This window comes from Streptococcus sp. 17.1 (genome assembly GCF_016648655.1).
GTDB lineage: Bacteria > Bacillota > Bacilli > Lactobacillales > Streptococcaceae > Streptococcus > Streptococcus salivarius_E.
Window position 1 is genome coordinate 69624 of record NZ_JACLQM010000008.1, and the last position, 12558, is coordinate 82181.

The following is a 12558-nucleotide window of genomic DNA, read 5'->3' on the forward strand; positions in this document are numbered from 1 at the left end:
CTCATTTTAAGTATAAAAAACTGTACCTGATTAACAGATACAGTTTTTTTACTTATTTTTTAAAGCTATTTTTAAGGCCTTCAACAGCACCTTCAACGCCTTCTTTAACATCTTCGATACCGTCTTTTGCTTTTGCTACAACTTTTTCGACAGCACCTTCGATTTCAGTTTTTTTGTCGCCAGTAAGTTTACCAGCACCCTCTTTAAGAGCGCCTTTAGCTTGATTCAATTTATCTTCGATTCCCATAGTAGAACCTCCTTTTTATGATGAGACCATTGTAGACAATATTAGACGGTAATGCAAGTGATTTGTTTAATAAGTAACGACATTAATGTTTCCTTTATCGTATTCAGCGATGAAGATATCTGAAATGTTGTCATATCCCATTTTAGTAAGTTCGTCGTTTAACCATGCTTCAGATTTTCCGATACTGTCAAGAATTTCCAACTGAACAACGCCATCTGTGACAATTGGGTATTTCGGATTTTCATCACCCGCACGAACCACAATCAATTGGCCGTTTTGCTCAATTACAGCACGTTTAACCTCTTTGAGTTGAAAAATTCCTTGAGAACGTAATTTTAAAGCGACATCAGAGGCTGAAAGTCCTTTAGAGCGACAAGCTTCAGGATCTAGTTGACCATGTTTGATGATGACTGTTGGCTTACCGTCAATCAAGTGTTTGATAAAGCGAATGTTTGTGTTAAGCCATTTTAGAAGTAAAATCAAAATCGTCCAAATAATCAAAATCACGAAATATTGGAGGATGGAAACGTTACTACTATAAATTGTTCCACCGATGATTCCACCAAGGACGAAGTACTGTACTTGGTCAGTAGCTGAGCTAGGTGCTAGGTTTCCTTTACCTGTTAAATTGATAACAAAGACGAGTGAAATAAGCCCCAAAGCTAGTTTAATTGCAACAGTAAGATAAAAAGATGTCATTTTTTAACCTCCACGAGTTCAACATCAGACTTGTAAAGTTTTATTTGTTCTAGCAAGTAGCTATCGGGATCCGAACCTGCAATGGCACGGTAGTAGTTGTCTTTAACTTTTACGATAGCTCCATCAGTGGCAGCAGAAGTATTGACATAAACCTTGCTCTTATCAACGTCAAGATTTTTAGACACAACCTCGATAAAGTGAAGAGATGCTCTAAATTGGTCGTTGTTAGATTGATTGCTTTGGAAATTACTGATAGCAATTAGAACCACGGCAACTAAGGTTAAAATAGAAATAATAGAGAGTTCACGAAACTTAGTATCATGGCGTTCTTTGAAGGCTTTAAAAGCAAATACACCGGTCACTAAAATAAGTCCTGCAGTAATGGCAACCATAACCAAGTTTTGTTGGCTAATCTGACTTAGCACATAGTCGTAGGAATAGAATTTCATTGAGAAGATTTCCTTTCATAGTATCACTAACATTATAGATTAAAAAGTCTTTAAATTCAATTAATCTATCCGAAAAATGAAGGAATGAGTAGGATTCTTAAAGGAAATTTGCTATTGAAATGACTTGCAGCCATTAAGCCAAAATCTTATGATTTCTTTAAGGACTTTGTTGATATTTTCACAAATTATGCTTATAATTGAGGTAATCAACAATCAGAACTTGCCTAAATTTTTCGAGAATCAGAAGTCTGGTAACTTAAAGAGATTGGTTATTTTATGTAAGACTTCACTGTTAATCTCTAAGAGAGTCAACACCTTTTCTTGAATTCCAAAAAATGTTAAGGCCTCTCGTTCCTAGAAAAAGGAGTAATTATGTCTGAACCATTATTTTTACAATCTGTCATGCAGGAGAAGATTTGGGGTGGCACGAATTTGCGTGATGTCTTTGGCTACGACATTCCTAGCGACCATGTTGGAGAGTACTGGGCTATCTCAGCTCACCCTAACGGCGTCTCTACTATCAAGAATGGTCGCTATGCCGGTCAAACTTTGGATGCCCTTTATGCAGAGCATCGTGAGTTGTTCGGCAATCGTCAGGAACCTGTCTTTCCTCTCTTGACTAAGATTTTGGATGCTAATGATTGGCTTAGTGTGCAAGTTCATCCAGATGATGCTTATGGACTTGAACATGAAGGTGAGCTTGGTAAAACAGAGTGTTGGTATATCATTGCCGCTGAACCAGGCGCAGAAATCATTTATGGTCACAATGCTAAATCAAAAGAAGAATTGCGCCAGCAAATTGAAAGTAAGGATTGGGAAAATCTCTTGACCAAGGTTCCAGTTAAAGCAGGAGATTTCTTCTATGTGCCAAGTGGTACCATGCATGCTATTGGTGCAGGTATCATGGTTCTTGAAACGCAACAATCTAGTGATACGACCTACCGTGTTTATGATTTTGACCGTAAAGATGATCAAGGTAACCTGCGTGAACTCCATCTTGAAAAATCTATCAATGTCCTTAATATCGGTGAGCCAGCCAACAGTCGACCAGTCACAACAAAAGTAGATGACCTCAAATCAACGCTCTTAGTAGCAAGTGATTTCTTCGCCGTTTATAAATGGGAAATCTCAGGTAAGGCTGATTTTGAAAAGACTGCTGATTACAGTTTGTTTAGTGTACTTGACGGTCAAGGAAGCCTCTTAGTCGATGATCAAGAATACCAAATTGCAAAAGGCAGCCACTTTATTCTTCCTAGCGATGTTGAAACATGGCAAATTAAGGGAGAGCTTGAATTGATTGTCAGTCACCCATAATCAAAATATCAAACTAGACGAGATGAGAATCTTGTCTAGTTTTTTCGTACAAGGATACAGAAAATTTGCAATTTTAAAAACCTTTGTAAATACGTTTCAATAGCTTGAAGTTCCAAACTAATCATGTCATACTAAATAAGTTGACTAAAATTATAATAAACAAGTTGTGTCTATTTGGGGCATAAGATCTTGTTTGTTTTAGATTGGAGAAACTTATGTTAAAAAAGGGAAGCCTTACAGCTTTATTGTTGTTTGGTATGTTCTTTGGAGCGGGAAATCTGACCTTTCCCCCTCAGCTAGGCTTTGAATCTGGAGGTCATTTTTGGCCAGCCATTGCCGGCTTTGTCCTATCAGGTGTTGGTATTGCCATCCTAACACTGGTTATCGGGACTTTAAATCCTAAGGGTTACATTCATGAGATTTCTCAAAAAATCTCGCCTAAGTTTGCCCTAGTCTATTTGGCAGTACTTTATCTGTCCATTGGTCCTTTCTTTGCCATTCCTAGAACGGCCGCCACCGCCTTTTCAATTGGCTTCTCTCCTTTGATTGGAAGTGGACATACTAGCCTTTGGCTCTTTGTCTTTACCGTAATCTACTTTGCTCTAGCACTTTGGATTGCCATGAATCCATCTAAAATTCTAGATAGTATTGGACGTATATTGACGCCTATCTTTGCCATCATGATTGTTGTCGTTATCGTGGCAGGAGCATTTAAATATGGTGGTCACAATCCTCAGGATGCAAGTCAAGCCTATCAGGCTTCTGCTTTTGGTAAAGGATTCTTGGAAGGCTACAACACCTTGGATGCCTTGGCTTCTGTGGCCTTCAGTGTAGTAGCAGTAGTCACACTCAACCAATTAGGCTTCAAGTCTAAAAAAGAGTATATCTCAACGATTTGGGTCGTTGGTTTCGTAGTGACTATCCTCTTTGGTGCTCTGTATTTGGGATTAGCCTTTTTGGGGAATCATTTCCCACTCCAAGTGGCGGGATTACCAAAAGATGCCAATATTGGTGCAAGTGTCTTGTCACAAGCCACACAAGCCATCTTTGGACCAGCGGCTCAGATTTTCTTAGCTATCATGGTGACAGTGACTTGCTTCACAACAACCGCAGGGCTTATTGTTGCGACTGGGGAATTCTTCCACAAGGCATTTCCGAAAGTATCTTACAAGGCTTACGCCATTATCTTTACCTTGATTGGGTTTGCGATTGCCAACTTGGGACTTAACAATATCATTGCTTTCTCAGTACCAGTGCTTTTGATTCTCTACCCAATTACTATCACGATTGTCATGATTGTAATTGCCAACAAGTTCGTGGCCTTGTCTAAACCTGGTATGCAAATAACAGTTGCTGTAGTCACGTTGATTGCCTTGCTCAGCGTGCTTGCTAGCCAATTCAAGCTTGCAGGACTCAATGCTCTTATTAACTTCCTACCATTGTCAGGAGCATCCTTGCCATGGTTGATACCAGCCATTTTGTGTATCCTCTTGTCTCTCGTCTTACCAGATAAGATTAAGAGCGAAAGCTTTGAAATGGAATAAAAATAAAATCCTATCACAATGTGATGGGATTTTTTCTCCCTCAAGTCACTATAAGTGCGAAATCTTCTCAAAAGCGTTACACTTAAGGCGTGGAGATGAAAGTATCTATTGAAGGGAGTGTTAAAAATGTCAAATCTAAATAATCATATGATTTATCTTGCTGGTGGCTGTTTCTGGGGTGTTGAGGAATACTTTTCACGTGTTCCTGGTGTGTTAGATGCTGTTTCGGGTTATGCTAATGGACGTAGTGAGACCACTCGCTATGAGCTCATCGGTCAGACGGGTCATGCTGAGACTGTTCAGGTGACTTATGATGCTAGTAAGGTGTCATTGCGAGAGATTTTGCTACATTTCTTCCGTATTATCAATCCTCTAAGCAAAAATAAACAGGGCAATGATGTGGGAACTCAGTACCGTACGGGTGTTTATTACACAGATGACAATGACCTACCAGTCATAAAGCAAGTTTTCCAAGAAATGACTGAGCAATACGGCCAGCCTTTGGCGGTTGAATTGTTGCCTCTGAAGCACTTTATTCCTGCAGAGGATTACCATCAAGATTATCTCAAGAAGAATCCTAATGGCTATTGCCATATAAATGTTAATCAAGCAGTTAATCCTGTTATTGATTCAAGTGCTTATCACAAGCCAAATCAGGAGGAGCTTAAGGAAAGCTTGAGTCCAGAAGCCTATGCTGTGACCCAGGAAAATGGAACGGAACGTGCCTTTACGAGTCCGCTTTGGAATCAGTTTGAGCCTGGAATTTACGTTGACGTGGTGACTGGCGAACCACTCTTTTCCTCCAAGGATAAGTTTGATTCAGCCTGTGGCTGGCCAAGTTTCTCTCGCCCTATAAGCCCCGAGGTAGCCAACTACAAGGAAGACCATTCGCACAATATGGACCGCATCGAAGTTCGTAGTCGTGTGGGTGATTCTCATCTAGGTCATGTCTTTCCAGATGGGCCAAGAGATAAGGGTGGCTTACGCTACTGTATCAATGGTGTAGCAACGCGATTTGTTCCTAAAGCTGACATGGCAAAAGAAGGCTATGCTTACTTGCTTGATCAAGTGGACTGATTAGTTATTCTGAAGGAATGAATTATTTACTAAAAAGAGGTTGGTTCTAACCTCTTTTTTCATGACAGAAGAAGATGTAAATAAGATGAAAGCCTTTTAAACCTAACATGATATGTAACCTAACCATTCAGGATAAAAAAGTGACCTTTCATTACATTTTTTAACAATTTGGGCAAAATTGTTTTATGTTTCAAATAAAAAAATAGTACACTATAATAGTGAGAAATCTGACAAGTGTCAATATGTCCTTCTCCTTAGCTTTTGCTGGTTTTGGCGTCTGTAAACATTATTGTACTTTGTGTAATAATGAGTCTTCCCAACCTCCCAATATGATTTTATATGTCTTAACTTACCTAAACAAGACTAGCAAGAGATACTAAGATATTTCCTTAAGAAGTAATGACAGTACTTGTTAGATTTTATGATAACATTCAGATAGTCCTAAGGACTATTTTATTGTGCTAAACCTTTTTGACGGAGATTATTATGGAATGGATGAATAAACTAATCATATTAATAGCCATTTGTGTCTTGTGGTTCTGGTCTTTTCTTTTACTTCCTAAAACAGGGGAGAAAGTAGTTTATTTTTATCATTTCCTAGCTCTGTGTGGTTTAGTCATGATTTATGGTGCCCTAGTTGATCCAGCTGGTCTCTGTGATACTTTTTTCAATATTAAACATCTATGTTTTCATTAATGCATCCAGTTTGGTAATAGGTCAGGAAAATCTGAATATAATTAATCACTCATCAAAAGAAGCTTTCTGTGTATTGATAACAGTCTATCTGTTTTCAATATGCAGGAGTTTTTTTTTCTGTATTATCGAGATTTGAGTATAGAAAAAGCAGTCTGACAAGACTGCTTCAGGGATATCAAAGTTGTGATTCGTAACGTTTGACGATTCTATTTAAGCGCCATTGGTAACAGAGACCACTGACGATAAGGCTAGCAATAAGGCCAATCCAGTAACTGTAGGGACCTAGCCCAGTGACTTTTTCAAGAAGGAAGCCAACTGGGAAGGTGATGCCCCAGTAGGTTAGGACACCGAGATAAAAAGGTACCTTAGTGTCTTTATAGCCACGGAGGATTCCTTGAAGCGGAGCCGCAAAGACATCTGCCACTTGGAAGAAGAGGCTATAGGTCATGAAAATGGCTGTCATTCTCAAAAATTCAGGTTCATGCCCATAGAGTTCTGCCAAATCATAGCGCAAGAAGTAGAGGAAAATCAAGGTAAAGATAGAAAATCCTAGGGCTGTCAACCGTCCCAGCTTGCTGTAGCTCTTGACCGCATTCATGCGTCTGGCCCCAAATTCGTAGGAAATAATGATAGCCATGGCACTGGAAATGCTGAGAGGGAAGGCGTACATGAGATTTGAGAAATTCATGGCTGCCTGGTGACTGGCAATCACTAGGGACGGATATTTAGACATAACCAGACCAACACCTGAGAAGATGGCGACCTCCGCAAAGACCGTTCCACCAATCGGGAGACCCAGTTTAAGTGCCTCAAGTAGAGCACTTTTATCAAGGGGTTGGACCTTTTCAATGTGGTAGGGCTTAACCCTTTTATGTTTTCTGATAACGGCAATGGAAATGAGGAGAAGGGCCCAATAAGCCATTGAAGTTCCCAGACCTGCTCCAGCTCCCCCTAACTCTGGTAGACCAGCAATGCCATAGATGAGGAGGAAATTGAAGAAACCATTGAGAGGTAGGAGCAAAAGCATGAGATACATGGAGAGACGCGTGAGGCCAAGGGCATCAAGGAAGGAGCGAACCACACTAAAGAGTAGAAGGGGGATAATCCCAAGACTTAAAAAGCGTAAATAACCAAGGGCTACCTTTCTGACCAAAGGCTCCAAACCTAAATGATTCAAAACCAAGGGTGCCCCTAGAAAAACGAGGGCAAAGAGGATAAGTGATAGGCCCAAAGCCATATAAAGAAATTGATAGAAATCAGGTGCCACTCGGTCCTTGCGACCTGCCCCTAGATGGTGTCCGATAATAGGAACTAGGGCAGAGACGATACCTGTTAAAAAGGTGAAAAAAGGACTCCATAAACTCGTTGCCATGGCTACCCCCGCCAAGTGTAGGGCATCGTATTGACCAGTCATGGTAGTGTCCACAAAGGCTGCCGAGAAGTTGGCAAACTGATAAATCAGTATGGGCACAAAAATCTTGAAGAAAACAAGAAATCGCTCACGGAGAGAATGTGTTTCGTGCATTCTGTTTTCCTTTCTAAATTTTTCAAATTATATAATCATTGTACAACTGTTATCCAATAAAGTCTATAATTGACAGAAGGTTTGATCCCATTCTCTCAAATTATCGTCATCACCAATAAAAGCCAAGTAGTGGAGAATTTCTTTATGTATAATCTTTCCCATATTCTTATCGATAAATTTATAAAGGTAAGCGGCTCCTAGCTCTTTAAGATAGAGTTTTTGTAACATGAAATAATCTGGGAATTGAATAGTTTTTAGTTCGTTTAGATAGTAATCACTATCTTCTTGATTTCCGTAAAGAATGATTTGGAAAATACAACGACTGATAACATCTAAAGTGATTCGATCTAAATTATTTCTAGGATTTTTACCGAGAATTGATAGGAGTTCTTTAATGTAGATTTTTAGCGCATCTTCTGTGAAGATATCCTTTACCATATCCAGTAAATCAATATCAAGAAGTGTCCAAATATCAATCGAAAAGAAGTAGTTTTGAAGTTCTGTAGCAATATCTTGGTTAACTGGCTGGTTTTGAAGTTTTGAAACCTGACAGGTAATACAAAGACTAATCAGATAATCGCTATAATTAGTTTCTCCTAAAATGCGAAATCTTTCTGCGACTTGCTTTAGTGCTTCAAAATCTAGATTATTTGAGGCGTGATTGTATTGATTAGCAAGTTTTATGTAGGTTTCGTCCACAAGATATTCTTGTCCGAAAAATTCATTATATTCGACTTTTAGGTGTTTTAAAAGTTTGAAAAGAATATCATTTGAGAGTGATGTTTTGTTATTTTCAAAGTCTGAAATACTCGCCACAGATCCAGCCACTTGAGCGAGTCTTTGAATAGTATATTTTCTCTGTTTGCGAATCTGCTTAAATTTTTGACCTAGTTCCATATAAAATTTCCTTATCGGATTTCCGAAATTTCAATAGTTGATACTATTAATAAACTAAAATAATAGTATCAAATGGAAGGAGGTAAAAGCAATGATTATTGAAAAAATAAATCAGTTGCTGTATCACAATGATGGTTAAGTTTATTAAGTTACTTCCTAAGAAGGAAATAGTACTTTATATCATTTTTGCACTTCTTTATTCGTGTCAAGGAATTGTTATTCCTGTAATTATCCAGATGGCAGGTCATTTAGATAGCTGTAATAGTCGGGATTTAATAGTTTTTACTTTTTCGGGTATTTCTCTTTGGGTGGCTGTGTACGCTTTTATGTATATAGAGAATATTCTGCTTCGTTCTATTATTAGGGCGTTTAATCTAAGACTATCAGGGAATATTTTGAAGAATTATGCTGTCTTTCCTAAAAAGAACTCTGATTCTGAGCTTTGCTCACTCTTGACACAAGATCTTGGAATCGTAGACCAGGAGTTCCTTCAATCATTTCTTATCTCACCAGTGTGGGGTGCCTCTGTCCTAGTATCTGTTATTTATCTGCTCAAACAAAATGTTATTGTGGGTAGTCTTTTTACTGTAGGTGCTTTTCTGATGATTTTGCCTCAGTTTATATTTAAGAGAAAATTAAAAGAATCAGGAGAATTACTAAGTAGTTCAAAAGAGAAGAATTTAAGAGCTATCACAGACTTTGGTAAGGGGATTGAAACGATTATTTGCAACCAGGCAGAAAAAGAAAATGTAAGGCAAACTCTCGTAACACTTGGTGAGATGGAGAAGACACAATTTAAATATTATACACTTCAGAATTTGGTTATGTTTTGGACAGGACCTCTGAAAGCTATCGGTTTGATTGGACCGTTTGTGATTGGTCTTGTAATGAAACAAAATTCAATCACTACACTTATTGCTATGATGTCTGCATCAACATATCTCATTAACCCCTTACAACAAATTCTGGAGGCTATTGCAAGTATTCAATCAAGTCAAGTGATAAAAGATAAATTATTGACATTTGGAAGTGAGGCAGAAATTCCTTCAAAAGGGCATCACATACATACTTTAGAAGAAATTCAGTTAAAAAATGTCACTAAATCTTATGATAATCAAGAGATTTTTCGAGATGTTACGGTTACTTTTTCATTGTCTCAGCATAATCTTATAGTTGGTGATAGTGGTATTGGGAAAACAACACTTTTTAGGTTAATATCAGGGCAAGATAAGGCATATAGTGGGGAAATCATTTTTAAAAGCATTGATGGAAGGGAGCTGACTCCAAATTTAGATAACATTGCAATTATTCATCAAAATCCCTATGTCTTTCATACAAGTGTGCGACATAATCTAACTCTTTATCAAGATTGTTCTGACTCATTGCTCATTTCAACACTGAAAAAGGTTGGACTATGGGAGGCTTGTTGTCACCAATTAGACTATGAATTAACTGGAGATAACTTTTCAGGTGGTCAAATCATAAAACTGGAGATTGCACGTGCTATTTTGAGAGGCAAGCAGGTTTTACTTGCGGATGAGATGATGGCTTCTTTAGATGCAGCAAGTTCAAAGGAAATAAGAAATGTCTTGCAACAATTGCCTAATAGTATTATTGAAATTGCCCATCATTACAATTTGGAAGATTACGATGCTGTCTATAGAATTGAAAATAAGTCAATCGTAAGAATTAAATAGTACGAGCTACTTTCAGTAAAAGTTAGACAGAGTAGTTGCTTAGTCTTTTCTTTCGATTTACAAACTTGAAGATTTTAATTTCAAACAAAAACACCTAAGTCAAGCGACTCAGGTGTTCTTGTGTTATTTTTCTTTTTTGTTATGGTTCAAAATGGCATTTAGGACAATGGCAAGCAAGCTTGCGACCACGATACCGTTTGAGAAGAACATTTGGAAAGCATTTGGTAGGCTGTTGAAGAGGTTGCTACCGTTAAGACCAACCCCTGCAGCGATTGATACCGCAGCAATCAAGAAGTTGTGTTCATTGTTGGCGAAATCAACACGTGCCAAGATTTGCATTCCTTGGATAGAAACAAAACCGAACATGACAAGCATAGCGCCACCAAGGACTGGGCTTGGGATGATTTGCGCTAAGGCACCGAACTTAGGAAGGAGTCCAAGAAGAACAAGGAAACCAGCTGCATAGTAGATTGGCAAGCGAGTCTTGATACCTGACAATTTCACAAGACCAACGTTTTGTGAAAAACCAGTGTATGGGAAGGTGTTGAAGAGTCCACCAAGGAGAACAGCCAAACCTTCAGCGCGGTAACCGTTACGAAGGCGAGTGCTATCGAGTGGTTCTTTGGTAATATCAGAGAGGGCCAAGTAAACTCCAGTTGATTCAACCATAGACACTGTAGCGATAATACACATCATGATGATTGATGATAACTCAAACTTTGGCATTCCAAAGTAGAATGGTGTTGGCACGTGGACAATAGGTGCCGCAGCCACTGGTGAGAAGTCAACCAAGCCCATGCTTGCTGCGATAGCAGTACCGACAATCAAACCAATCAAGATTGAGATGGATTTGATAAATCCTTTAGTGAAAATATTAATCAAAAGGATGATGAGAACGGTAATAGCTGCAAGGAAGAGGCTTTGACCAGTTGGTTTATCAACGTTGTTCCCCATATTTCCGATAGCCACAGGGATGAGGGTCAAACCAATAGTTGTGATGACAGATCCCGTAACGATAGAGGGGAAGAGATTGGCCACTTTTGAGAAGACGCCAGAAACGAGGATAACATAAATCCCTGAAACGATAAGGGCACCAAACATAGCACCGCTACCGTGTTTCTCACCAATCATAATCAGTGGTGCCACTGACTGGAAGGCAACCCCAAGAACAACTGGAAGACCGATACCGAAGTATTTATTAAGTTGAAGTTGGAGGAAGGTTGCTACACCACACATGAAAATGTCTGTTGAAATCAAGTAGGTTAATTCATGGGCTGAATATCCCAAAGCACCAGCAATCATGATTGGAACCAGGATTGATCCCGAGTACATGGCAAGTAGGTGTTGCAGTCCTAGGACCGCTGCCTGCGAGTGTTTCTCTTTGTTTTGCATTAGATGTCTGCCTCCTTAAATACGACCTGACCATTTTCAAAACGATCCAAACGAGCAAGTGAAACGACTGGGTAGCCAGCTTCTTCCAGAAGGGCACGACCATCTTGGAAAGATTTCTCAATAACGATACCAACCGCTTCAACGTGTGCACCAGCTTCTTCGATGATTTGAATCAAGCCTTTGGCAGCTTGACCGTTAGCTAGGAAGTCATCAACGATGAGGACCTTATCTTCAGGAGTGAGGAACTTGCTTGCGATAGAGACAGTACTAGTCACCTGCTTAGTGAAGGAGTAGACCTCAGCAGTGAGGATTCCTTCATTCATGGTGATATTTTTAGCCTTCTTAGCAAAAATCATAGGGACATCCAAAGCTTCAGCAGCATAGAGGGCCGGAGCAATACCAGATGCCTCAATAGTTACTACCTTAGTGATGCCTGCATCTTTGAACTTGTCAGCAAAGACCTTTCCAATCTCACGCATGAGGTCAAAGTCCACTTGGTGAGTGAGGAAAGAGTCAACTTTGAGGATGTTCTCCCCAAGGACATTCCCATCTTTGAGAATGCGGTCTTCCAGTAATTTCATATTACCTCCTATAAAAAATATAACTAAAGTGTATGTTGACTTTCTTTTGATTCTGTAAAAGACTCAAAAAAATCAAAGACAATCGAATAATAGAAAAAGGCTTGCAAAGCAAGCCTTTAAAATCATAAAAAGACGGTAAAATCTTATTATGACTTTATGACTTACTCATTGTTAGGTGTTACGGCACCTTGTAGAAACGTCACGCCGATTCGTGACATAAATAAGTAATGTTCTCATTATTCGATGAAGCTGTCGTTGGTTGATGATAAACCAACATCAACTCTATTATAATACTATATTTTCTTTGAAGACTCAAAGGATTTTTCCTATGAAAACGCACTATTTTAAAAGTTGGAAAATTCAATCTAACATTATTGTAAGATTTGCTGAGAATGGTCGTTTCTTGGGGTATTTATTGTTATTATGTGCCTCTTTTTCAT

The 12558-nt window shown here is 38.9% G+C and carries 11 protein-coding genes and 1 riboswitch; of the genes, 4 read left to right on the forward strand and 7 right to left on the reverse strand.

Translation table 11 applies throughout. The annotated features are described in order from the left end of the window. Positions 1–52: 52 nt before the first annotated feature. The 3 genes from H7T99_RS06395 to H7T99_RS06405 form a co-directional block, all read right to left on the reverse strand. Positions 53–247, reverse strand: coding sequence for a CsbD family protein (locus H7T99_RS06395; protein WP_037602189.1), 195 nt, complete (start codon positions 245–247; stop codon positions 53–55). Between the two features lie 66 nt (positions 248–313). Then, on the reverse strand, positions 314–946 hold the full coding sequence (locus H7T99_RS06400; protein ID WP_201035964.1) for a DUF421 domain-containing protein: 633 nt from the start codon (positions 944–946) through the stop codon (positions 314–316). Then, positions 943–1395, reverse strand: coding sequence for a DUF3290 family protein (locus H7T99_RS06405; protein ID WP_037602185.1), 453 nt, complete (start codon positions 1393–1395; stop codon positions 943–945). Before H7T99_RS06405 ends, H7T99_RS06400 begins: the two co-directional genes overlap by 4 nt. Before the next feature lie 372 nt (positions 1396–1767). On the opposite strand from H7T99_RS06405, the gene manA reads away from it, so the two are divergent. From manA to msrB, 3 genes are all read left to right on the forward strand, one after another. Next, positions 1768–2709: a mannose-6-phosphate isomerase, class I gene (gene manA / locus H7T99_RS06410; protein ID WP_037602183.1), complete on the forward strand. Its 942-nt coding sequence runs from the start codon at positions 1768–1770 to the stop codon at positions 2707–2709. 215 nt (positions 2710–2924) lie between these two features. Beyond that, positions 2925–4253: a branched-chain amino acid transport system II carrier protein gene (gene brnQ / locus H7T99_RS06415; protein WP_037602181.1), complete on the forward strand. Its 1329-nt coding sequence runs from the start codon at positions 2925–2927 to the stop codon at positions 4251–4253. A gap of 126 nt (positions 4254–4379) precedes the next feature. Further along, entirely contained in the window at positions 4380–5330 is a 951-nt protein-coding gene (msrB, locus tag H7T99_RS06420; protein ID WP_037602178.1) for a peptide-methionine (R)-S-oxide reductase MsrB, read from the forward strand. A gap of 871 nt (positions 5331–6201) precedes the next feature. Here msrB and H7T99_RS06425 read toward each other — a convergent pair. Next, on the reverse strand, positions 6202–7551 hold the full coding sequence (locus H7T99_RS06425; RefSeq protein WP_037602176.1) for an MATE family efflux transporter: 1350 nt from the start codon (positions 7549–7551) through the stop codon (positions 6202–6204). A 63-nt stretch (positions 7552–7614) separates the two neighbouring features. Then, positions 7615–8448, reverse strand: a complete 834-nt coding sequence (locus H7T99_RS06430; RefSeq protein ID WP_037602174.1) for a helix-turn-helix domain-containing protein — start codon at positions 8446–8448, stop codon at positions 7615–7617. A 128-nt stretch (positions 8449–8576) separates the two neighbouring features. On the opposite strand from H7T99_RS06430, the gene H7T99_RS06435 reads away from it, so the two are divergent. Beyond that, the gene (locus H7T99_RS06435; RefSeq protein ID WP_080702580.1) at positions 8577–10145 is read left to right on the forward strand and encodes an ABC transporter ATP-binding protein; all 1569 of its coding nucleotides are present in this window, start codon (positions 8577–8579) and stop codon (positions 10143–10145) included. A 123-nt stretch (positions 10146–10268) separates the two neighbouring features. Here the strand turns inward: H7T99_RS06435 and H7T99_RS06440 are convergent, their stop codons facing one another. Then, positions 10269–11537: a nucleobase:cation symporter-2 family protein gene (locus H7T99_RS06440; protein WP_002891246.1), complete on the reverse strand. Its 1269-nt coding sequence runs from the start codon at positions 11535–11537 to the stop codon at positions 10269–10271. Beyond that, complete coding sequence (locus H7T99_RS06445) at positions 11537–12118, reverse strand: xanthine phosphoribosyltransferase (RefSeq protein WP_037602172.1); 582 nt, start codon at positions 12116–12118, stop codon at positions 11537–11539. Before H7T99_RS06445 ends, H7T99_RS06440 begins: the two co-directional genes overlap by 1 nt. Positions 12119–12266: 148 nt before the next feature. Next, positions 12267–12362, reverse strand: a riboswitch (purine riboswitch). Between the last annotated feature and the right edge of the window lie 196 nt (positions 12363–12558).

Bases quoted from the DNA above. Each gene is read 5' to 3' on its own strand.
- H7T99_RS06395 (WP_037602189.1), bottom strand. From the start codon at position 247: ATGGGAATCGAAGATAAATTGAATCAAGCTAAAGGCGCTCTTAAAGAG.
- H7T99_RS06400 (WP_201035964.1), bottom strand. From the start codon at position 946: ATGACATCTTTTTATCTTACTGTTGCAATTAAACTAGCTTTGGGGCTT.
- H7T99_RS06405 (WP_037602185.1), bottom strand. From the start codon at position 1,395: ATGAAATTCTATTCCTACGACTATGTGCTAAGTCAGATTAGCCAACAA.
- manA (WP_037602183.1), top strand. From the start codon at position 1,768: ATGTCTGAACCATTATTTTTACAATCTGTCATGCAGGAGAAGATTTGG.
- brnQ (WP_037602181.1), top strand. From the start codon at position 2,925: ATGTTAAAAAAGGGAAGCCTTACAGCTTTATTGTTGTTTGGTATGTTC.
- msrB (WP_037602178.1), top strand. From the start codon at position 4,380: ATGTCAAATCTAAATAATCATATGATTTATCTTGCTGGTGGCTGTTTC.
- H7T99_RS06425 (WP_037602176.1), bottom strand. From the start codon at position 7,551: ATGCACGAAACACATTCTCTCCGTGAGCGATTTCTTGTTTTCTTCAAG.
- H7T99_RS06430 (WP_037602174.1), bottom strand. From the start codon at position 8,448: ATGGAACTAGGTCAAAAATTTAAGCAGATTCGCAAACAGAGAAAATAT.
- H7T99_RS06435 (WP_080702580.1), top strand. From the start codon at position 8,577: ATGATGGTTAAGTTTATTAAGTTACTTCCTAAGAAGGAAATAGTACTT.
- H7T99_RS06440 (WP_002891246.1), bottom strand. From the start codon at position 11,537: ATGCAAAACAAAGAGAAACACTCGCAGGCAGCGGTCCTAGGACTGCAA.
- H7T99_RS06445 (WP_037602172.1), bottom strand. From the start codon at position 12,118: ATGAAATTACTGGAAGACCGCATTCTCAAAGATGGGAATGTCCTTGGG.